19 protein-coding genes are annotated in these 20,915 nt (G+C 71.5%); 10 read left to right on the top strand and 9 right to left on the bottom strand.

Annotation, left to right across the window (positions count from 1 at the left end; genetic code table 11):
- Positions 1–93: 93 nt before the first annotated feature.
- A complete protein-coding gene (locus tag U9J66_RS02655) occupies positions 94–522 on the top strand; it encodes a hypothetical protein (RefSeq protein WP_042281623.1) in 429 nt (142 codons plus the stop codon).
- Positions 523–573: 51 nt separating this feature from the next.
- Here U9J66_RS02655 and U9J66_RS02660 read toward each other — a convergent pair whose 3' ends face one another.
- The gene (locus tag U9J66_RS02660; RefSeq protein ID WP_326336922.1) at positions 574–1,182 is read right to left on the bottom strand and encodes a TetR/AcrR family transcriptional regulator; all 609 of its coding nucleotides are present in this window, start codon (positions 1,180–1,182) and stop codon (positions 574–576) included.
- A gap of 114 nt (positions 1,183–1,296) precedes the next feature.
- Between U9J66_RS02660 and U9J66_RS02665 the strand changes: the two genes are divergently transcribed.
- The 3 genes from U9J66_RS02665 (at position 1,297) to U9J66_RS02675 (ending at position 3,913) form a co-directional block, all read left to right on the top strand.
- Positions 1,297–2,247 (top strand): NAD(P)-dependent alcohol dehydrogenase, encoded by a 951-nt coding sequence (locus tag U9J66_RS02665; RefSeq protein WP_202421782.1) that lies wholly within the window; start codon positions 1,297–1,299, stop codon positions 2,245–2,247.
- A gap of 105 nt (positions 2,248–2,352) precedes the next feature.
- Positions 2,353–3,099 carry a metallophosphoesterase gene (locus U9J66_RS02670; RefSeq protein WP_326336923.1) on the top strand — a complete coding sequence of 249 codons (747 nt, stop codon included), beginning with the start codon at positions 2,353–2,355 and terminating at the stop codon, positions 3,097–3,099.
- A gap of 67 nt (positions 3,100–3,166) precedes the next feature.
- Entirely contained in the window at positions 3,167–3,913 is a 747-nt protein-coding gene (locus tag U9J66_RS02675; RefSeq protein WP_017534831.1) for an SAM-dependent methyltransferase, read from the top strand.
- 67 nt (positions 3,914–3,980) lie between these two features.
- Here U9J66_RS02675 and U9J66_RS02680 read toward each other — a convergent pair whose 3' ends face one another.
- The 3 genes from U9J66_RS02680 to U9J66_RS02690 all read right to left on the bottom strand — a co-directional run bounded on the left by U9J66_RS02680 (position 3,981) and on the right by U9J66_RS02690 (position 6,708).
- Positions 3,981–4,790, bottom strand: coding sequence for a thioesterase family protein (locus U9J66_RS02680; protein ID WP_017534830.1), 810 nt, complete (start codon positions 4,788–4,790; stop codon positions 3,981–3,983).
- 58 nt (positions 4,791–4,848) lie between these two features.
- The gene (locus U9J66_RS02685; RefSeq protein ID WP_014910580.1) at positions 4,849–5,274 is read right to left on the bottom strand and encodes a hypothetical protein; all 426 of its coding nucleotides are present in this window, start codon (positions 5,272–5,274) and stop codon (positions 4,849–4,851) included.
- Between the two features lie 210 nt (positions 5,275–5,484).
- Positions 5,485–6,708: an RNA-guided endonuclease InsQ/TnpB family protein gene (locus U9J66_RS02690; RefSeq protein WP_326336924.1), complete on the bottom strand. Its 1,224-nt coding sequence runs from the start codon at positions 6,706–6,708 to the stop codon at positions 5,485–5,487.
- Between the two features lie 207 nt (positions 6,709–6,915).
- Between U9J66_RS02690 and U9J66_RS02695 the strand changes: the two genes are divergently transcribed.
- Complete coding sequence (locus tag U9J66_RS02695) at positions 6,916–7,437, top strand: GNAT family N-acetyltransferase (protein ID WP_326336925.1); 522 nt, start codon at positions 6,916–6,918, stop codon at positions 7,435–7,437.
- 55 nt (positions 7,438–7,492) lie between these two features.
- Here the strand turns inward: U9J66_RS02695 and U9J66_RS02700 are convergent, their stop codons facing one another.
- The gene (locus U9J66_RS02700; protein ID WP_326336926.1) at positions 7,493–8,482 is read right to left on the bottom strand and encodes a GNAT family N-acetyltransferase; all 990 of its coding nucleotides are present in this window, start codon (positions 8,480–8,482) and stop codon (positions 7,493–7,495) included.
- A gap of 263 nt (positions 8,483–8,745) precedes the next feature.
- Here U9J66_RS02700 and U9J66_RS02705 point away from each other — a divergent pair, with 263 nt between their 5' ends.
- On the top strand, positions 8,746–10,341 hold the full coding sequence (locus U9J66_RS02705) for an OmpA family protein (protein WP_161111982.1): 1,596 nt from the start codon (positions 8,746–8,748) through the stop codon (positions 10,339–10,341).
- Between the two features lie 85 nt (positions 10,342–10,426).
- On the opposite strand, the gene U9J66_RS02710 is transcribed toward U9J66_RS02705, so the two are convergent.
- The 3 genes from U9J66_RS02710 to U9J66_RS02720 form a co-directional block, all read right to left on the bottom strand.
- Positions 10,427–11,557 (bottom strand): hypothetical protein, encoded by a 1,131-nt coding sequence (locus U9J66_RS02710; RefSeq protein ID WP_326336927.1) that lies wholly within the window; start codon positions 11,555–11,557, stop codon positions 10,427–10,429.
- 140 nt (positions 11,558–11,697) lie between these two features.
- Positions 11,698–12,165 (bottom strand): DUF6194 family protein, encoded by a 468-nt coding sequence (locus U9J66_RS02715; RefSeq protein WP_014911193.1) that lies wholly within the window; start codon positions 12,163–12,165, stop codon positions 11,698–11,700.
- 156 nt (positions 12,166–12,321) lie between these two features.
- Positions 12,322–13,260 (bottom strand): NADP-dependent oxidoreductase, encoded by a 939-nt coding sequence (locus U9J66_RS02720; RefSeq protein WP_326336928.1) that lies wholly within the window; start codon positions 13,258–13,260, stop codon positions 12,322–12,324.
- Between the two features lie 136 nt (positions 13,261–13,396).
- Between U9J66_RS02720 and U9J66_RS02725 the strand changes: the two genes are divergently transcribed.
- Positions 13,397–13,789: a MerR family transcriptional regulator gene (locus tag U9J66_RS02725; protein WP_161111978.1), complete on the top strand. Its 393-nt coding sequence runs from the start codon at positions 13,397–13,399 to the stop codon at positions 13,787–13,789.
- A 28-nt stretch (positions 13,790–13,817) separates the two neighbouring features.
- On the opposite strand, the gene U9J66_RS02730 is transcribed toward U9J66_RS02725, so the two are convergent.
- The gene (locus U9J66_RS02730; protein WP_042281639.1) at positions 13,818–14,729 is read right to left on the bottom strand and encodes an ADP-ribosylglycohydrolase family protein; all 912 of its coding nucleotides are present in this window, start codon (positions 14,727–14,729) and stop codon (positions 13,818–13,820) included.
- 148 nt (positions 14,730–14,877) lie between these two features.
- Between U9J66_RS02730 and U9J66_RS02735 the strand changes: the two genes are divergently transcribed.
- The 3 genes from U9J66_RS02735 (at position 14,878) to U9J66_RS02745 (ending at position 20,770) form a co-directional block, all read left to right on the top strand.
- The gene (locus tag U9J66_RS02735; protein ID WP_326336929.1) at positions 14,878–15,987 is read left to right on the top strand and encodes a protein-tyrosine phosphatase family protein; all 1,110 of its coding nucleotides are present in this window, start codon (positions 14,878–14,880) and stop codon (positions 15,985–15,987) included.
- A gap of 228 nt (positions 15,988–16,215) precedes the next feature.
- Positions 16,216–16,977 carry a septal ring lytic transglycosylase RlpA family protein gene (locus U9J66_RS02740; RefSeq protein WP_017534821.1) on the top strand — a complete coding sequence of 254 codons (762 nt, stop codon included), beginning with the start codon at positions 16,216–16,218 and terminating at the stop codon, positions 16,975–16,977.
- 223 nt (positions 16,978–17,200) lie between these two features.
- Positions 17,201–20,770, top strand: coding sequence for a TM0106 family RecB-like putative nuclease (locus U9J66_RS02745; RefSeq protein WP_326336930.1), 3,570 nt, complete (start codon positions 17,201–17,203; stop codon positions 20,768–20,770).
- The last annotated feature ends 145 nt before the right edge of the window (positions 20,771–20,915 follow it).

Consider the following 20,915-nt stretch of genomic DNA (forward strand, 5'->3'; position numbering starts at 1 on the left):
CCGACCATCGAGGCGGGCCGCTCGTCATCGATTGAACAAAATGTTCAACATATTCTGTTGACAACTATCCGTGAACAACGCATAGTTGACGCCATGAGCACCGAACCGGACCCCTTCACCCGACCCGACCCCGAACAGGCCCGACGCGCTCGCGCCTACGAGGCCCTGTTCCGCATCACCGAACGCCACGCCACCGGCACCGACCGCGCCCGCTGGGAGGAACGGCGCATGCCCATGGCCCCGCACGACGCCGTCCGCCGCATCGCCGACCTGGCCGCCGGCAGCGCCCTTCCCGACGAAGGCGCGCCGGCCGTCGACCAGGCCGACCTGACCGCCGCGCTGACCCTGGTACCCCTGGCCCGCGCGGAGTTCGACCAGATGGAATCGGGCCTTCTCACCATGGCCAGGGGACGCGAGATGACCTGGCAGGAGATCGCCTTCGGCCTCGGACTGGGCACCGCCCAGGCCGCCCGCCAGCGTCACGAACGCCTCCAGGCACGAGGCGAGGACGAACGACCCTGACCCCGGGCCGGTCCGGCTCCGACCGGACCGGCCCGGACGCACCGCCCCCGGTCAGCCCGTACCGCGGAACGACCTCAGAAAGTGCGTCACCACCCGCTGGGCCGCCCGCTCGGCCCGCTCCTCGTCCGACTCGACGGCCACCACCGCCGCCACCGAGATCATGACCAGACGTAGATCCTCGGCACCGACCGCCGCCGAGATCCCTCCCGTCTCCCTCGCGTCCGCCAGCAGCCGGCACAGCCCCCGATGGACCCGCTCCTCCAACTCCCGCGCCCGCTCGGGAAAGAGCTCCCGATGGTCCGGGGAACACGCGCGCGTGGCGACCGTCTCGGAGGCGACGAGCCGCAGCGCCCGCTCCAGAGCCACCTCGGCCGGAAACCCGCGCGCCAGCGCCTCCCACCGTTCGTCCCACTCCCCGGCGACCTGTTCGGCCAGATCCGCGACGATCGCGTCACGACCGGAGAAACGCCGATGGACCGTGGCGGTGGAGACCCCGGCCCGATGGGCCACGTTCCGCACCGTCGCCTCCAGCCCCCGCTCACGAAAGACCTCCCGCGCCGCCCTCAGCACACCGAGCCGGTTACGCCGGGCGTCCCGCCGAAGCCCCCCAGGCTCGGAATCGGACCGGAACCGCGCGTCCTCGACCACTTCTCGTCTCACTTGTCCTCCATCGGGATGGCCCGCCGGCGGGGCACGGGTTACCCCCATCGACACCGGCGACCACCGGTGAGAACCCACGAACACGGCGGGGACTTCCCCGCACCAGGAGGAACCATGCGCGCGGTTCGCTACGACCGCTACGGAGGACCCGAGGTCCTCACCGTCGTCGACGGACTCCCCACGCCCCCGGTGGGCGAGACCGACGTGCGGGTACGGGTGAGCGCCGCCGCCGTCGGCGGCGGTGAGATCCCCATCCGCGCCGGACGGCTGCGCCACGTCCTACGCCAACGCCTCCCCGCCGGGACGGGCGTCGACTTCGTGGGAACCGTCGAACGCACGGGGACGGCCGTCACCCGGGCGAACGTCGGCGACCACGTGTGGGGGGTGATGCCGCACGGCACCTTCGGCTCCATAGCCGAGACGATCGTCGTCCCCCAGGAACGCGTCGCCCCGGCCCCGCGCACGCTCTCGCCCCACGAGGCCGCCGCGCTCCCCGCCTCGGGCACCACGGCCCTGCACGCCCTGACCCGCCGGATCCGTCTTCGACCGGGACAGCGGCTCCTGATCCGCGGAGCCGCCGGGGGAGTGGGCGTGGTCGCGGTGCAACTCGGCGCCTCCCTGGGCGCGCACGTCACCGCCCTGGCCGGCGCCGACCACCTCTCCCGGCTGAGGGAACTGGGCGCCTCCGAGGCCCTCGACCACCGCCGGACACCCCTCCACGACCTGGGGCGCTTCGACGCGATCGTCGACCTGGTCGGCACCCACCTGCCCGCGCTCCGCGCCCGGCTCGTCCCCGGCGGCACGCTGTTCCCGCTCGCGCTGGACCCGAGCCGACCGATCCGATCGGCCCTGTGGGTGGTGGCGGGCCACCTCCACCGGCGCACCCGTCTGGGCGCGTTCAGCAACGACCCCACCCCGCGAGAGCTGGAGGAGCTCACCTCCCTGGTCGAACAGGGGACGATCGTGCCGGTGATCGACACGGTCCTGGGCGTGGACGACATCGTCCGCGCCCACCGTAGGCTCGAACGAGGCGGGGTCCGAGGCAAGGTCGTCGTGACCCTCTGAGCCCCCTTTCGGCGCCACGAACGCCTCCGACCCCCGGTCGATCCGGCCCCGCCGGGTCGACCGGGCCCTCCCGCCACGACCCCACCCCCGGGAGAAAGCGAACCCTTGAGCGCTCTGATCGCCCACATCAGCGACCTGCACCTGGACGGAACCGAGGAGACCACCCGACGCGCCACCCGCACCGTCGACCACCTGCGGTCCCTGCACCGGAGCCCGGATCTGCTCGTGGTCAGCGGCGACATCGCCGACCATGGCGCCCCCGAGGAGTACGAGCAGGCCGCCGCCCTGCTCGACCTGCCCTTCCCCGTCCTGGTCTGCCCCGGCAACCACGACGACCGGGCGGCCCTGCGCTCCGGCCTCCTGGGACAGGACCCCTCCGACGGCCCGGTCGACACCGAACACCGCGGTACTGGCTTCACCGTCCTGGCCTGTGACACCTCCATCCCCGGGCGCGACGACGGACACCTGGGGACCGAGACCCTGGAGCGCGTGCGCCGCACCCTCGACGAACTCCCCGAGGACATCCCGGTCCTCCTGGCCATGCACCACCCCCCGGTGCGCCTGCACCACCCGCTCCCCGACAGGTTGGCGCTCGACAACGTCGAGGACCTGGTCGCCCTGCTGGAGGAGTACCCGCGTGTCGTCGGCGTCCTGGCCGGGCACGCCCACACCGGGGCCGCCGCCACCCTGGCCGGCCGCCCCGTCCTGGTCGCCCCCGGCGTCACCTCCACGCTGAGCATGCCCTGGGAGACCGAGGAGGCGCGCGCCGTGCGCACTCGGCCGCCCGGGATCGCCTTCCACGTCCTGGCCGAGGACGCCTCCCTGACCACGCACTTTCGCTCCGTTCCCTGACCTGAACGCCCACGACCGACCACCGACTGGCCCCGCGCCCGCCGGAACCGACGACAAGGAGGCCACCATGGACCTTCCCCGCATCTTCACCATCCGCGAGAGCGAACACCGCATCCACAACCCGTTCACCCCGGACAAGCTCGCCGCCCTGGGCCGTTCGCTCCGCCTACCCGCCGGAACACGGGTGCTCGATCTGGCCGGTGGCTCGGGAGAGATGCTGTGTACCTGGGCCCGCGACCTGGGCTTCACCGGTACCGGGGTGGACATCAGCACCCTGTTCACCGAACAGGCGCGGGCCCGAGCCGTCGAACTCGACGTCGCCGACCGGGTGGAGTTCGTCCACGGCGACGCCGCCGGCCACGTCTCCGACACCCCGGTCGACCTGGCCGCCTGCGTCGGCGCCACCTGGATCGGCGGCGGTGTGGCCGGCACGGTCGAGCTGCTCCAACGCAGTCTGCGCCCCGGAGGCCTGATGCTGATCGGTGAACCCTACTGGCGGCTGACCCCGCCGGACGAGGAGACCGCCAAGGCCTGCCACGCCACCGGCCCGGACGACTTCCTGTCGCTGCCAGGACTGATCGAATCGTTCGGCGACCTCGGCTACGACGTCGTGGAGATGACCCTGGCCGACCAGGACAGCTGGGACCGCTACAGCGCCGCCCAATGGCTCACCATGCGCCGCTGGCTCGACGAGAATCCCGAAGACGAGATGGCCGCCCAGGTGCGGGAGGAGTTGACCACCGAACCCGCGCGCTATACGCGTTACACGCGCGAATACCTGGGGTGGGGGGTCTTCGCCCTGATGCGGCGCTGACCCTCGACCGTGCTCGGAACACGTTGCGGGGCCGTCCCCTGACGGGGCGGCCCCGGGCGAGACCCTCTCAGAGGAGCATCGCGAGCTGGCGGGCCTGGGCCACCAGCGTGCCCTCGCTGTCCCAGATCTCCATGTCCTCCTCGTGCAGGCCATGGGAGAGGTGCTTGGTGAAGACCCGGCAGGCCAGCCAGCCGGGGGCGGGTCTGGCCCGGACGTGGGTGCTCAACTCCACCGTGATGGTGGTGAACTCGCCGATCTCCAGCACCGCCGGGACCGCGAAGTCGACCATGGCGGGCAGGGAGTGCACGTCGGCGTCGCGGCCGTCGGCGAAGCGCATCCAGAAGTCGACCCGGGGCGTGCCGTCCTTCTTCCCGTCCAACCAGCCCGGACGCTCCGGGTAGCGGTACTCGATCCGGTGCGCGATGGTCACGCCCTCGGGCTTGTCCGCGAACTCGGCCGGCACGTGGCAGTCCTCGGGGGAGGGGAGCTCGGGGGCGCCCTCCAGGTGGAGCTCACGCCCCTCGGCGCTCAGGTCGCCGTAGGTGGCGGTGGCGCGCAGGATCTCCTTGCCGCCCTGCTCGACCACGACGGCGCCGGTGGCCGTGCGGCGCCCCTCGCGAACGGTCTCGGTGCGCAGCAGCGCGGGCCCCGGCGCGGCCGGGCGCAGGTAGAAGGCGGAGACCGCGATCGGGTCGGGCTGGGAGAGGGTCTGTCGCAGGGCGTTCAGGGCCGTCCCCAGGACGTATCCGCCGTTGGGGTGCGAGGTGAAGGTGGTCCAGCCGTCGGTGAAGGTGGCGGTGAACTCGCCGTCGGCACGCTTGTCGACGCGGGTGTCCCGGTCGAACTCGTGGCCTTCGGTGGGGTGGTCAAGGCTCATAGGGCGATGTTACCGGCCAGTAGAAAGCTTGACCACACCCGACCGAATCTCATTCGGTTCACGTGGAGGAAGAAGACCCCCGCTCCGGCCCCACCACCCTGCCGATGCTGCCAGCCTGGATCAGAATAGCGTTCCCCCGCACGTCACGAGCGGTGTTGATCACCGTCGTCCCGCCACTCTCACGCGGCGCCACCTCGTCCAGCAGAGCCCGCAGCTCCTCCGCCGCCCCGGCGTCCTCGCGCAGCAGACGACGCAGCCGCACCTTCCAGGCCTCCTCCACCTCCGAGACCAGGGTCGGATCCTCGCTCAGCTCCTCACGGGACTCCTCCAACTCGGCCAGAGCCCGACCCCGCTTGGCCTCATCACCCTCGAACACCCGGGCGAGCCACCCCCGCACCACCGTCCAACCGCCCTTGACCATCTCCTGCGTCAGGACCTTGGCGCCTTCCTCGAACAGCTCCACCGCGTCGACCTCCACATCCATCGAACCCGCCCCTCCCACCCTGGAAAGGCCCTGACGATGGGACGCTCCGACCCGCGCCATGGTTTCCCCACCCCACGGAGAACCCCGCCGCGGGGAACATCCCGCACCCCACCGACGTTGAACCGCCGGGGCCACCCGCCCCCGATACACAGGAGAAGGTGAAGCGGTTGACTTCCTCCCTCTCGTGAACGAGGGGGACTCCGGAACCATCTAACGATGGTTCGGGGCTTTCGCCCCGTCACGGATCGCTCCGTGGCCTTCCTGCTTCGGCACCAACCGCCCCGTCCGGGAGGACTCCCGTTGAGGTCTTACACCGGCTCCACAGGCAGCAGCCGCCAGCCCGGCGGCTCGAACGTTGATCGCCGCGTTCACGTCGCGGTCATGCGTGACGCCACAGGAGCACGTCCATTCCCGGACGTTCAGCGGCATCCTCTCTTGGAGTTCCCCACACGCCGAGCACAGCTTCGAGGAGGGGAAGAACCGGTCCACCGCGACCAGCTCCCGCCCGTACCACTCGCACTTGTACTCCAGCATGGTGCGCATCTGCCGCCACGCCGCATCCGAGATGGCTCGGGCGAGGGTGTGGTTCTTGACCATGTTGCGCACGGGAAGGTCCTCGATCACGACCACTTGGTTTTCGCGGACGAGACGAGTGGTGAGCTTGTGCAGGAAATCCTTCCTGCGGTCGGTGATCCGCGCGTGCACGCGGGCCACCTTCCGGCGGGCCTTGTCCCGGTTGGCCGATCCTTCGGCCTTGCGGGACAGCTCCCGCTGGGCCTTGGCCAGGCGAGCGCGGTCGCGCCGCTCATACTTGGGGTTGGTCACCTTCTCACCCGTGGACAGGGTCAGAAGCGAGGTGAGTCCGGCATCGATACCGACCGCGTCGTTCGGCGCGGGGGCGGTCTCTATGGTGTCCTCGCACAGGATGGACACGAACCAGCGTCCCGCGCTGTCGCGCGACACCGTCACCGTGGACGGTTTCACGTCCTCGGGCAGGGGTCGCGACCATACGATGCCGAGCGGTTCGGACATCTTCGCCAGCGTGAGCCGCCCGTCCCGGAAACGGAACGCGCTGGGGGTGTACTCGGCGCCGGCCCGCGACTTCTTTCGCGACTTGAAACGCGGATACCGGGCGCGTCCCGCGAAGAAGTTCGAGAACGCGCTTTGCAGGTGGCGGAGTGTCTGTTGAAGCGGGACCGACGACACCTCGGACAGGAACGCGAGGTCGTCTTCCTTCTTCCACCCGGTGAGCATCGCCGATGTGGCGTTGTAGTTCACTCGCTCCTGGCGCCGGTACCACGCCTCTGTGCGCGCGGCCAGGGCCTTGTTGTAGACGAGGCGGACACACCCGAACGTGCGAGACAGTTCCGCTGCCTGCGCATCCGTGGGGTAGAAGCGGTACTTGAACGCCCGCTTCACAGCCTTCCTCGCCATGTCTCACATATTACCGGTTAGCTTGTGAGCACTTAACCGAAAGGAGAAGGGTGTTTCCTCCCCGCCCTGAAGGACGGGGTGTCCACGCCCAACAAACCGATGAGCGCGCGAACCGGCGCCACCCTCGACGGCGCCCACGACGTTCCCCGAAACCGGGTCCCCGGCTGAACACACCACGGGACCCCTGAAGACGAAGGTCCGCACACCTTGCCGAACACCACACGCACCTGGGCCACACGCCCCGAGACCACCGCCGACATCGGTCCGATCCGCGCGCTCACCGCCGCAGCCTTCGACACCGAGGCCGAGGCCGACATCGTCGACGCCCTGCGCGCCGACCCCGAGGCCTGGATCGAAGGACTCTCGATCCTCGCCCTGACCCCCGACGGCGACCCGGTCGGACACGCCCTGTTCACCCGATGCCACGTCGACGAACAGCCCGCGCTGGCCCTGGCCCCGTGCTCGGTCCTGCCCGAGCATCAGCGCACCGGGGCCGGTTCCGCCGCCATCCGCGCCGGACTGGACGCCGCCCGAGCCATGGGCGAGAACCTGGTCCTGGTCCTGGGCCACGCCGACTACTACCCCCGGTTCGGGTTCACACCCGCCTCCGGGTTCGGCGTACGCGCCCCGTTCGAGGTACCCGACGAGGCCATGATGGCCCTGCCCCTGGACCCCGACCGGCCCACCCCGCGCGGAACCATCCGCTACCCCGACGCCTTCGGCGTCTGACCCGCTCCCGAGCGGTGTCCCCGCCGCCGTCCGCGGCGGGGACACCGCCCCGCGGTCAGAGGTGGGACAGGCTCTCCTCCACCAACAGACGCTCGCCCACCCGCCGATAGCGCAGCGACCGGTTGACCGTCAACATCGCCGTGTTCTCCAGGTCGATCGTCACCGCCAACGCCCGCACGTGAGGGAACAGGTCGTGCACACGCAACGCCTGGGTCGCCTTGACCCGGCTCGCCAACCCCTTACGACGATGGGCGGGCATCACCGCGGTGTCGTGCTGGTCGGCCACCCGACCACCGGTCACCGTGCTCACCGTCGCCGCCACCACCCGACCCGAGGTGCTCTCCAACGCGGCGCCGACCACCAGACGGGACCCGTCCTCGGTGATCGAACGCTCCCACTCCCGCACCTGGTCGGGCCCCCAGGCCCGCGACCCCATCGCCAGAGCGACACCCGGAGCGTCCATCAGGTGCGCCATCACCCCTCCGAAGGAGGACAGTAGGGACGCCGGCGCCTCGCCCTCCCAATGGGTGAGCCGATACCCGCGACCGGGCGTGGCCGCCAGACTCGTACAACGCCCCAACGTCTCCGCGTCCAGACGCTGCTCCTGCAACTCCAACCGCGACAGGGTCCGCGGATAGGGGCCGGCCCGGGCGAAGGACTCCCCGGGAGGACCCGCCGAGACGAGACTGCGCAGCCGCTCCATCCCCAGGGACCGGGCCCGCTCGATCACCGCCTCGCGCAACTCGCGGCCGGCGCCCCGGCGACGGGCACCGTCGATCACGAACAGCCGCATGAACCCGATCCCGGGATCGTGGTGTTGACGGCGCAGTTCGGCCACACCCGTCACCGGCCCCTCGGCATCGTCGCGCGCCGCCCACCTCCAGGCCGTCCCCGCCCGATTCGCACGCAGCCGCGCCGCCAACTCCTCCGGCAGGGGAGCACCACCCGACAGCTCTTCGCGTCCCTGACAGAAGGTCGCGCTCCAGGACTCCAGATCGGCCTCGGAGGCCGCTACGGGGTCGAAGATCTCCACATGAGGGCTCATCACCTTCACCGTTTCACAACGGCGCCACCCTTGTCCCCTCTCACGTCGGGCGCGCCCTCCCGATCCCGAACGAGTCCGAGCGCCCCACCACCGCACCCGCCCCTCATCGAAACACCGCCCTACCCCGAACACCACGGTCCGACCGCGCGAACGGGCCGAAAGCATCCCCCCTCACCCGAAACCAGAATCCGACCCGATGCGTCTGAGCAGCCGAGTGACCATCTCCGACGGCCCGCGTCGGACACACGAGAAAGCCCCCGCACATGTCCTCACGAGCCCTCGGCACGTCCGCAGCGGCACTGGCCCTGGCCCTGAGTCTGAGCTCCTGCGGCCTGCTCCCCGACAACGGCGACCCCGACCCCGCCCCCGAGGAGACCGCCGACCAGGCCCAGGAGACCGTCGCCCAGGATCTGCCCTTCACCCGCCAGGGACGCCTCTTCGTCGAAGACGGCAACGACGTCGCCTTCGAGGTCGTCATCAACGCCCTGGAATCCGACGGCGAATACCTGATGATCGACGTCACCCACAACATCCTCGAACCGCTCCCGGGCGCCGTCACCAGCACCAGCGCCCCCATCCGCATGGTCGACCCGCTCTCCGGCGAGGTCCTGCGGGTCCTGGAGAACGAGGACAACAACGGCGAGCCCTACGGCACCTACTTCGTCGAGGGCGACCCCTTCATGCCCACCCACGAGGGGCTGGCCACCCCCATGCGCCGCTACTTCCCCGCCCCCAGTGAGGAGGTGGAGACCCTCACCTTCACCGGCGCCGGCCTCGGATACGTCCCCGGAGTCCCCGTCACCTACGTCGACGAGTTCACCGAGGCCCCCGAACCCAACGTCTACGACTACATCGACCCCGAGACGTGGGAACGCCAAGAGCTGCCCGACGAGATCTTCTACCCCGACGACGTCCCCGAATCGGGCCTGGACGTGACCGCGGAGCGGCAGTCCATGGAGAGCTTCGTGGACAGCCCCGTCTCCTCCACCACCCGCGCCGGCGACCAGGAGACCATCGCCCTGCACTCGGACAACATGTTCGAGGTCGACGAGGCCGAACCCACCGACGAGGCCGCCGAGACCATCCGCCAGGCCGCCGCCTCCCTGCGGGAGAACCTGGCCGAGGGCACCGAGATCACCGTCATCGGCCACACCGACGGCACCGGCGACGACGCCTACAACCAGAACCTGTCCCAAGAGCGGGCCCAGGCCGCCCTGGAGCTGCTCGAATCCGAACTCGGTGACGGATTCTCCCTGTCCACCGAGGGACGCGGCAGCGACGAACTGCTCGCCGAGGAGGGCGGGGACGACGACGAGGAGGCGCGCGCCCGCAACCGCCGCGTCGAACTCTTCTACGAGGTCCCCCTGGACGCCCGGGACAGCGAGGGAGAGGGCCTGGACTCCGCCCAGCGCCACGTCGCCGGACCGGCCGCCTACTTCGAGGAGATGGAGCCCCACACCACCGTCTCCGACGACGACATCGACCTGAACGTCTACCCGCTGGTACGCGACGGCGCCTACCTGTTCCAGATGGTGGGCTTCCAGAACTCCACCCTGAACGACCTGGAGGCGGACCTGGACGGTGACGAGTCGGCGCTGCCCGGCAGCCCCGCCCAGTACGCCGAGGGCACCATGGGCGGTTTCCGTCTGGAGGAACCCGACAGCGGCCTGATCCGCTACGTCATCCGTATCCGCACCGCCGAGGACGAGTACGAGGACTTCGCCGACCAGATCCACACCCTCAGCCCGGGCGAGGAGTACCTGGCCCTGGCGGTCTTCCCCGCCCCGGCCGCGGACGTGAACGAGATGACCCTGTACGCGGGCGCCTTCGGAGAGATCCCCGGCGTCCCGATCCGCTGACCCCCACGCACCACCCGCCTCACGCGCGCCCCGCCTCCTCGATCCACGAGAAGGGCGGGGCGCGCGTGTTCACGCCGGAAGCCGCTCACCGCTCCATCGCGGCCGCCTCCTCGCCGAGTCCGACCGGGGCCGTACCGCCCTCGGCCAGGCCACGACCGCAACGACCGCACTCGGAGCGACGACGCACCGCGTAGGCGACGGTCGCCACCGCCAGGGCCACACCCCACACGCCCATGGACAAGAGCGCGAACGTGTTCGGGTCGCTCCACCGCGTGGGATCGGCCTCTCCCAGCATCACCAGCCAGGAACGCCCCATGGCGAGCAGCGCCAGCGACACCACCGTGGCGGGCACCACCGCCAACGACACCGGAACCCGACGCCCCGCCAGACCCAGGGTCCACCAGGGCAGACGCACACCCCAGCGCAGCACGAGCCCGCTCATCAGCGCCACCCCCGCCAACGCCGCAGACCCCAACCCCACACCGACGACGATGTGCTCACCGGTACGGGTCATCTCCTCGAACACCTCCGGATCCATCCCCATCGGGATCCCGAAGAGCCAGGGCAGCCGCAGCGCCGGATAGACCAGGGCGACCGCCGACCCCGCCGTCACCGCGACCACCCCCGTGCGCCGGGCCCGCTCACGCACCCGCGCCTCCACCCGCGGCGTCCAATGACCGTCACGTCCACAGCGCGGACACGCCCCGCCCACCGCACGCCGCCGATACAGGGCCGCCACACCCCACACCAGCACCCCCAGCGCGAAGAACAGCACGGTCAGGTGGGTGGGCCGCAAGGTGGCCTCCAACCAGGCCCCGGCCAGACCCGGCACCGTCCAACCCACCACGGGAAGGATCATCGTGTAACCGAGCCAGGCCAACAGCTGCCCGTCGACGAACACCAGGAACGCCACCCCCGCCATGGCCCAGGAGGCGAACTCCACCGCACGCCCCCACCGGGCCCGACCGGACAGGACGACCAGGGACAACACCACCCCCAGCCCGCCCATCACCAGAGACGCCGCGACCGCCGCCCCGGAGCCGGCCGCGACGAACAACGACCCGAACCCGTCCTCGGTGGGCACACCCACCGGCAACAGGCCCGCGCCCCACCCGATCCCCAGCCCCAGGGCGACGGCGGACCAGGCCAACGCGGCCCAGGGCGCCGACGCCAGGACCCCCGGCGGATGTGCTCTCTCGGCATTCGAAACGGTCATGGCCTTGCTCCCTCACCATCGGAACGGATCCTGGAGCCCACTGTGGCCCTCGCACCCGCACCGCCGCCTCCCCACAGGGAGGGTTTCGTCTCCCTCCCATGGGGGAGAGCGCCCTCCCGGGCGGGGGAGGGCCGCGCCCCTCACCCCCGGTGTCGGGAGACCGCCCGATCCAAGGCCAGCCGCAACAGCTCACGGGTCGCCTCGGCGGTACGCGGCCCGGGCGAGACCACCGACACCCACCCTTGGGCGGCGTAGACCGGATGCGGCAGCAACCGGTCGATCTCGGCGTGGTCGACGTCGCCGCCCTCGACCGAGTACTCGGCGGGGGAGCGGCCCATCCGTTCGGTGAACGCGACCCGCCCCACCGCCATGTTGACCCGGAACACCCCGGGCCGATCCAGATCCGAGGCGGTGTCGAACCCCGGATAGTCCTTGGTCACGATGGTCGCGAAGGGCCCGAACCCCCGCTCCCCGCCCTGGCCGCCGGGATCGTAGGTGAAGAAGGTGTCGCCCCAGGCCACCGGGGGCGCCCCGCTCTCCTCACTCGCCCGATCCACCCGTACCGGCCCCGACGCCGCCACGAACGCGATGATCTCCTCTTGGTCCACGTCCCACCCCTTCGACACATCGAAGAACGAGGGGCCGACCCACGGACCGGCCCCTCCCCGTACTTCAAGTGTGTCATCGAACCGCTTTATGAGACCTGAGCGGAGGAAACCCCTGATAACAGGCGCCTACACCGTTCCAACCCTCAAATCAGGAGGTCACGATCCCGTCGGAGAAGGAGCCCGGTCCGCTCGGACCAGGACCACGACCTTGCCCCGCACACGCCCGCTCTCGGAACGGGCGTGCGCCCACCCGACCCGCTCCAAGGGATAGGCCCTCTCGATACGCGGCGTATAGAGACCCCGCCGACCGAGCTCGCCCGCCCGCGCCAAGAGCGCGGAATCGTTCTCCGCGTCGGCCACGCGCACCCCCAGACGCCGCGCGCCGGCGTGATCGGCCACCGTCGAGACACGATCGGGACCGCCCACGATCGCGACGAGATCGGCCAACGAACCGGAGGCCGCGGTGTCCAACGCGACGTCGACCCCCTCCGGCGCCAGAGCGGCCACACGCTCGGCCAGGCCCGGCCCATAGGTGGTGGGAACGGCCCCCAACGAGGCGAGGAAACCGTGATTGCGCTCGCTCGCCGTCCCGATCACGGTCGCCCCCAAGGCCCGCGCGATCTCCACGGCCGCGCCGCCCACGCCTCCGGCCGCCCCCTCCACCAACAGGGTGCGCCCCTTCAAGGGGCCCAGCGCGTTCAACCCGCCCAGCGCGGTCACCGACGCCAGCCCCGCTCCCGCGGCCTCCTCGTCGGTCCAGGCCTCGGGAACCCGAGCCCAGGCCGAGAACACCGCCAACTCCGCCGTCGCTCCGGTGACACCGCCCAACCCGAAGACACGCTCGCCCGGACCCACACCGCGCACCCCGGCACCGATCCGATCGACCACACCCACGGCGTCACGCCCGGGGATCGCCGGCAGCTCCACGGGCAAGAGCCCGCGCAACGCCCCCGAACGCACCTTCCAGTCGATGGGGTTGACCCCGGCCGCCGCGACCCGGACACGAATCTCGCCGGGCCCCGGAGAGGGCTCCGGCGCCTCCTCGACCACGAGGGTGTCCACACCGCCGTACTCGTGATAACGAACCGCCCGCATGATGTTCTCCGCCTTTCCGTACGACCCGAACGGGCCGATGGGAGGAATGGTCGGCGGACGCCGACGCCGGCTAACCTAGAACCTGACGTCAACGTCAGGTGCAAGTCGTGCCGGACACCCCGACGAAGGAGGACCCGTGCGCATCGGAGAGGTCGCCGAGAAGGCGGGAGTGAGCGTTCGGGCACTGCGCTACTACGAGGAACAGGAACTGCTCCCCGCCGAACGCGGCCCCGGAGGCCAACGGCACTACCCCGACACCGCCGTGGCACGGGTCGAACTGATCCAACAGCTGTACTCCGCGGGCCTGCCCAGCAGGGTGATCCGCGAGGTCCTACCGTGCGTGGACTCCGGAGAACCCGACCCGGCGCTCCTGGGACTACTGGTCGACGAACGCGAACGCGTCGACGAGCGCATCGACGACCTGCTCGCCGTACGCGACCGGCTCGACCTGGTGATCGCCCTCACCCGCGACCCCGAGGCGGACTGCTCCCGCCTGGAACGAGCCCCCACCCCACGACCACGCCGATGAACCCCGCCCGCCGGCGCCCCCGCCGACCCTAGAGCCCCACGCCCTCACCGGCCAGGGCCCAGGACGGCAACGCCTCCACCCGAGAGGACCACTCACGCGAGGCCGGAGCGCCCGAGGAACCCGCCCCCAGCACCCCCGCCACGATCGCGCACGTGGTGTCCATGTCCCCGCCCGGCGCCACCGTCGCCCACAACGCCGACTCGAGCCCGCCCCGATAGCGGGCCACCACCCACAACGCGAAGGGCACCGTGTCCACCGCCCGCGCCGATGCCCCCGACCCCAACTCCGTGGCCGCGCCCAACGGGTCGGAGGAGACCAGCAACGCACGCGCGTCGCGCACACCCTCGCGCACCGGGCCCGGCTCGAGCGCCTCGGCCACCCGGTCCAGGAACCGGCCCGGCCCCCACCACTCGTGTCGGGCCATCAGAGCCGCGGCCACCGCGACCGCCACCGCGCCCTCCACCGCCTCGGGGTGGGTGTGGGTGACACGCGCGCTCACCCGCGCCTGCTCCACCACCCGCTCCAGATCGTCGGCGAAGTAGGCGCCCAACGGCGCCACCCGCATCGCCGCCCCGTTGCCCCACGAACCGGCGCCGTCGAAGGCCCGCGCCGCCGCCTCACGCAGCTCACGGCCCCCGGCGGCCTCACGCAACAGACGTTCGGTCCCGGCCCCATAGCCACGCCCGGAGTCGTGACGACGCACGAAGGAGGCGGCCAACCGGTCCGGGTCCACCCCCTGGCCGCGCACCACCTCGGCGTGGACCGACGCCGCCATCTCGGTGTCGTCGCTCCACCGCCATGGGCCCCAGGGCGGGATCCGATCGGGGATCGAACCCCCATGGTCGGGGTCGGCCAGCCGAGAACCGAAGGCGTCCCCCACAGCCAGAGCCGACAGAGCGGCCAGGGCACGCGCCGAAGGAGAAAGATCGAAGGTGACCATCCTCCACATCCTCACCGACCCGACCCTGCCTGTCCACAGCACACCACCACGATATGTACACGCTTGACCACAAAAGGCGACCCGTGTGCCCTCCTCACCACCACCGGGTAGAGACCCCCTCGGACCCACCCCGCACCCAGGAGCACCCATGACCCCACGCCCCCACGAACGCCCCCGCCACGACCGCGCCGTCGGAGCCCTACTGGGCGCACCCGCCGCGGCCGCCCTGGAGGCCCCCCACGCGAAACCACACCCGCCCCCCGCCCTGGAACGGCTCACCCACGCCGCCCTGGAGGAACTCACCACCAGAGAGGAGACACCCCACCCGCCCACCGACCCCACCGACCGGGCCTGGGTCCGGGCCCTACGAGCCCTGGCCCGCACCGGAACCCCGCCCGAACACCTCCCCGAACTCGACGACGCCCCCCACCACGACCCGCGCGGCGCCTCCTGGAAGGCCCTGACCCGCACACCCCCCCCCCCGCACGACCCCGCTCACGGCTTCTTCGCCTGCGACCACCTCGTCCAGGCCGTCCGCGCCGCCCACCACGCCCACGACCTGCCCACCGCCCTCTACACCGGGGCGCTGGCCGGAGCGCTCTGGGGCGCCTCCGCCCTGCCCGCCCGGGCCCTGCGCGGCATCGGCGCGCACACCGACCCCCACACCCCCACCACCGAGGCGCTACGCCTGGCCGGCCCCACCCCCGACGAAGAGCGCTGGCCGCTCGCGCCCCTGAACAGCGAGGACGGACACACCTTCCCCTCCTTCGCCGTCCCCCACCCCCTGGACCCCCACGTCCTGCTCGGCGACATGGAATACCTCAGAAACAACCCCCACGCAGTGGACACGGTCGTCTCCCTGTGCCGCACCCACCCCGACGACGCGCCCCACCTGCCCCACCACGACTGGCTCCGCTTCTGGCTGCACGACTCCTCCGCCGCCAACGCCAACCTCCACTTCACCCTGAACGAGGCCGCCGCGGCCGTCACCGACCTGCGCGCCCAAGGCCGACGCGTCCTCCTGCACTGCTGGGCCGGCGCCTCACGCACCCCCGCCGTGGCCACCCGCTACGCCGTCACCGCCCTCGGAGCCCCACTCCTGCCCACCATGGCCGACATGATCCGCACCGTCGGAGGCCACCTGGACAACCCCTCCCTGTCCCGCGCCGTGGCCGAACTCGACGGCCGAGAACTCCCCGATCCGGCGAAGTCCCTGTTCAACGGCCATCTCCCCCCGCGACGCACGCCCACCGGGTGATAAGTTCCACAAACCCCCTCTTTCCGGTACCGTTACTCTCGCGTTACCCCTAAGCTCTGCGCCCAGACCCCGTGCAACGCCAAACGCCGGCGGTCCCGGCTCCGCCCGTGCCCGGCCCACACCCGTGGACCCCGCACCCCCAGGAGCGTCGACACCCTTCGACCCCCCGAAGGGGACACGCGCCAGGAGGCGGCCGCCCTGCCCTGTTCCCGTTCGAAGGACTGCGTTGTGGGCAAACACGAGCCCCAGAACCCACCGGTGGACGACCCCATGGACGACCTCGCCGCCGCCACAGGCCCGGCCGAGACACCCCTGGGCCCCCGCCGCGCCGCAAAACGCTCGCGCCGCAAACGCGCGATGATCGTGGCCTCGGCCGCCGGACTGACCCTGGTCGTGGGCGGCGGCGCCGCGACCGCCGTCATCGTCTCCGGCGCGGACCCGGGCGACGCCACCAGCACGGTGACCATCCCCCAGGCCCAGCCCGACCCGCTCGTGGCCGCCGAGGGCGACACCGAACGCGACCCCGAACTCCTGGAACGCGCCGAACAGGCCCGCGCCCAGGCCACCACCAGCCAGAGCGCCTCGGGCCCGGCCATCCGGGAAGAGCCCGACCCCGAACCCGAGACCCAGAGCACCGAGTCCACCGACACCGGCGGCTCGGACACCTCCGCCTCCTCCGGCGGCGGACAGGGCACCGGCGAGGGCGGCACCTGCCAGGCCTCCTTCTACGGCGACGGCTTCCACGGAGCCACCACCGCCAACGGAGAGACCTTCGACACCTACGGCATGACGGCCGCCCACAAGACCCTGCCCTTCGACACCATGGTGCGGGTCACCAACCCCTCCAACGGCAAGTCGGTGACGGTCCGCATCAACGACCGCGGACCCTACATCTCCGGACGCTGCCTGGACCTGTCCACGGCCGCCTTCGACGAGATCATCGGCACCGGAGCCGGCGTCGGCACCGTCGACTGGGAGGTCGTGGGCTGACACCCGCCCCTGCCACCGCTCCACCACGCGCGCCCCGGACCACCACGGTCCGGGGCGCGCGTCGTTTCCCGCCACCCCCGCCCAGAACCACCACCCCCGGGCCCCTCGACGCGTACAATCCCGCCCAAGGCCCCACCCCCACCGCAGGTGAGAGCCGCGACGCCACCCCCACGTGGCACGACCCCCGTACGCCACCACAACCGAACCCAGGGGAGCCCGGACCTTGTTCCGCACCACGACCGGATGGGTCGTCTCACCCACCGACCTGGTCGACACCCTCGAATGCGACCACCGCAGCGCCCTCAAGACCGCCCTGGCCGCACACCTGCCCGGAGCCCCCCGCCCCGAACCCGTCGACCCCCTCGTCGCCCACCACGGCCACACCCACGAGACCGACGAACTCGACCGCCTCACCGACCTGTTCGGCGACGTCACCACCATCGACGACCCCGCCCCCGACGACCACTCCCTGGCCGAGGCCGCGCACGCCACCGCCCGCGCCATGGACGCCCGCGTCCCCGTCATCTACCAGGCCAGCTTCCACCACCCCCTCACCGACCGGGTCGCCTTCCACGGACGCGCCGACTTCCTCATCCGCTCCGACCTGGACCCCGCCACCGGCGAACCCCGACCCGACCACACCGGGCCCGCCACCTACGAACCCTGGGACACCAAACTCGCCCGCGACCCCGGACCCGCCGCCGTCGTCCAACTCGCCGCCTACGCCGACGCCGTCGCCACCCTGTCCGGCCACACCCCCCACAACATGCACCTGATCACCGGCGACCGGCACACCCGCACCCTGCCCACCGCCGAATTCACCCCCATCCTGGCCACCATCACCACCCGCCTCCTGGAACGCCTGGCACGCGAACCCGCCCTGCCCACCCCCACCTGGGGCGAACCCCGACCCGCCTGCGACGGCTGCGGCTACACCACCTGGTGCTCCCAAGGCCGCGTCGCCGCCCGCCACCTGTCCCTGGTCGCCGGCCTGCGCACCGACCAGGCCGCCAAACTCACCGACGCCGGCATCACCACCATCGACGCCCTGGCCCGCGTCCCCGACCAGGACCGCCCCACCACCCTGCCCCGACGCTCCTTCGAACAACTCCGCGCCCAGGCCGCCCTCCAGGTCCGCCAGGACACCACCCGCACCGCCCACGACCCCCAAGGGCGGGTCAGCGCCGAAGTGTTCTCACCCGACGGACTCGCCTCCCTGCCCGCCCCCTCCACCGGCGACGTCTTCTTCGACATGGAGGGCTACCCCTACCACTCCCACCAGGACGGACGCGGCCTCGAATACCTCTTCGGCGCCACCACCGAGGACCCCGACGGACACGAGACCTTCCACACCTTCTGGGCCCACGACCGCGCCCAGGAGAAGAAGGCCCTGGAGGACTTCGTCGACTTCGTCACCGCCCGCATCGACACGGACGAGGGCGCCCACATCTACCACTACGCCTCCTACGAGGTGGACCGGCTCAAACACCTCAGCTCCGCCTACGCCACCCGCGAAGAGGAGGTCGACCGGCTCCTACGCCAGAACCGGCTCATCGACCTGTACACCGTGGTCCGCAAGAGCCTGCGCGTATCCCAACGCTCCTACTCCATCAAGTACCTCGAACCCCTCTACCTGGACACCGCCCGCGACGGAGGCGTCACCACCGCCGCCTCCAGCATCGACGCCTACGCCGCCTACCTGCGCGCCCACCAGGACGGCGACACCGACACCGCCGCCCGCGTCCTGGACGACATCGCCGCCTACAATCGCGACGACTGCCACTCCACCGCACGCCTACGCGACTGGCTGGAAGGCCACCGCGCCGACCAGGGCATCACCACACGCCCCCTCCTCCAGATCGAGATCACCGAGGAAGAGGCCGAACGCGCCCGCAAACGCGCCGAAAGGGACGCCCGCCACGCCGCCCTGACCGAACCCCTCCTCGACGGCGTGCCCGAACAACCCGAACAGCGCACCGACGCCGACCACCCCCGCGCCACCCTGGCCGCCCTGGTCGGCTACTACCGGCGCGAGAACAGCCCGCCCTGGCGCGAACACTTCCAACGCTCCAACGCACCCCTGCACGAACTGGAGACCGACGGCAACTGCGCCGTCCCTTGGCAGGCCCACGTGGGGGAGTGGGAACACCCCACCGGCAAACGCCGCAACGCCCGCCGCGAGGTCGCCATGCGCCTGGACCGCGCCCACCCCAACCCCTTCACCACCGGCGAGAGCGTCCACCTACTGCACCCGGCCGCCCCCGGACAGAGCGCCACCACCCGCCCCGCCAAGGTCCTCAAGGCCGAACCCGACGCCCTCACCCTCATCGAGACCGCCCCACCCGAACAGATCACCTCCAGCGCCCCCATCGCCGTCCTGCCCGGCTCCCCGGTCGACCCCAAACCCAAGGACGGCGCCCTGGAGACGGTCGCCCACACCGCCGCCCACACCCTGCCCGACTGGCCCCACCACGCCGGCCTGGACGTCCTACGCCGCACCCCGCCCCGCCTGGACCCCCCGGGCCCCCTGCCCGACCCCGCCCACCACGACGACCTCATCGACGCCGCCATCACCGCCGTGGACCGCCTCGACCACTCCTACCTCGCCGTCCAAGGCCCACCCGGAGCCGGCAAGACCTACCTGGCCGCACGCCTGATCACCCACCTGATCGCCAAGGGCCGCAGCGTCGGCGTCTGCTCCACCGGCCACAAGGCCGTCGAGAACGTCATGAGCGCCGCCCTGCGCGCCGCGAACGAACAAGGCCTGGCCATCGAGGCCGCCAAACGCCCCCGCGGCGGCAAGAAGGACCCCGACGCCCCCTGGTACCAGCCCTCGAGCCAACAGGTCCTGGCCAACTGGCGCACCAAACGCGCCGCCCAAGGACAGCCCGTCCTCATCGGCGGCACCGCCTGGGGCATGTCCGGCGCCGACACCATCGCCGACCCCCTGGACGTGATGATCATCGACGAGGCCGGCCAGTTCGCCCTCGCCGATACCCTGGCCGTGTCCGCCTCCGCCCACGACCTCGTCCTGCTCGGCGACCCCCGCCAACTGCCCCAGGTCGTCCAAGGAGTGCACACCGACGGCGCCGACGCCTCGGCCCTGCAACACCTCATGGACGGCCAGGCCATCATCGACCCCGCCCTGGGCTACTTCCTCGACCAGACCCGACGCATGCACCCGAACGTGTGCGCCCCCGTCTCCACCCTGTCCTACCAAGGCCGACTCCAAGCCCACCCCACCACCGCCCGACGCCGCCTCCACCACCTGGAGGCGGGCGTGTACGCCCACCCCGTCCACCACACCGGCCGCACCACCCACAGCCCCGAAGAGGTCGAGGCGGTCGTGGCCGCCGCACTACGCCTGACCGAGGAACACCTCACCCTCGACCCCGACCAGGACCCACGCCCCCTCACCGGCGCCGACATCCTCGTCGTGGCCCCCTACAACCTCCAAGTGCGCTCCCTGCGCCAGGCCCTGGCCCACGCCGCCCAGGACCACCCCGCCCTCGAAGGCGTACGCGTGGGCACCGTCGACCGCTTCCAAGGCCAGGAGGCCGCCGCCGTCATCTGCTCCATGACCGTCTCCAACGCCGCCGAGACCAGCCGAGGCCCCTCCTTCGTCCTGGACCGCAACCGACTCAACGTCGCCCTCTCCCGCGCCCAACTCCTGGCCCTGGTCGTCTACTCGCCCGACCTGCTCACCACCGCGCCCCGCACCGTGGACGAACTCCGCCTCCTGGCCTCCTTCACCGGACTGACCCACCACGCCCGCCCCTGGAACCACACTTGAGGACACCCCGCTCCACGGTTTCGGACACCTGCCCGGTGGAGTACGTTTTACGTGGCACACCACGCCGTCCCGCCCCACGAACGGGACCTCGTTCTGGTGTGCGCCACGACACCCGCGCGGCGCACCCCGCCGCGCCCCAACGATC

Origin of the sequence: Nocardiopsis sp. LDBS1602, from assembly GCF_035818715.1 — a bacterium.
Classification (GTDB): Bacteria; Actinomycetota; Actinomycetes; order Streptosporangiales; family Streptosporangiaceae; genus Nocardiopsis; species Nocardiopsis alba.

What these genes read in the sequence shown, in the direction of transcription:
- U9J66_RS02655 (WP_042281623.1), top strand. Translation starts at nt 94, where the DNA reads ATGAGCACCGAACCGGACCCCTTCACCCGACCCGACCCCGAACAGGCC.
- U9J66_RS02665 (WP_202421782.1), top strand. Translation starts at nt 1,297, where the DNA reads ATGCGCGCGGTTCGCTACGACCGCTACGGAGGACCCGAGGTCCTCACC.
- U9J66_RS02675 (WP_017534831.1), top strand. Translation starts at nt 3,167, where the DNA reads ATGGACCTTCCCCGCATCTTCACCATCCGCGAGAGCGAACACCGCATC.
- U9J66_RS02680 (WP_017534830.1), bottom strand. Translation starts at nt 4,790, where the DNA reads ATGAGCCTTGACCACCCCACCGAAGGCCACGAGTTCGACCGGGACACC.
- U9J66_RS02685 (WP_014910580.1), bottom strand. Translation starts at nt 5,274, where the DNA reads ATGGATGTGGAGGTCGACGCGGTGGAGCTGTTCGAGGAAGGCGCCAAG.
- U9J66_RS02690 (WP_326336924.1), bottom strand. Translation starts at nt 6,708, where the DNA reads ATGGCGAGGAAGGCTGTGAAGCGGGCGTTCAAGTACCGCTTCTACCCC.
- U9J66_RS02700 (WP_326336926.1), bottom strand. Translation starts at nt 8,482, where the DNA reads ATGAGCCCTCATGTGGAGATCTTCGACCCCGTAGCGGCCTCCGAGGCC.
- U9J66_RS02705 (WP_161111982.1), top strand. Translation starts at nt 8,746, where the DNA reads ATGTCCTCACGAGCCCTCGGCACGTCCGCAGCGGCACTGGCCCTGGCC.
- U9J66_RS02710 (WP_326336927.1), bottom strand. Translation starts at nt 11,557, where the DNA reads ATGACCGTTTCGAATGCCGAGAGAGCACATCCGCCGGGGGTCCTGGCG.
- U9J66_RS02720 (WP_326336928.1), bottom strand. Translation starts at nt 13,260, where the DNA reads ATGCGGGCGGTTCGTTATCACGAGTACGGCGGTGTGGACACCCTCGTG.
- U9J66_RS02730 (WP_042281639.1), bottom strand. Translation starts at nt 14,729, where the DNA reads ATGGTCACCTTCGATCTTTCTCCTTCGGCGCGTGCCCTGGCCGCTCTG.
- U9J66_RS02735 (WP_326336929.1), top strand. Translation starts at nt 14,878, where the DNA reads ATGACCCCACGCCCCCACGAACGCCCCCGCCACGACCGCGCCGTCGGA.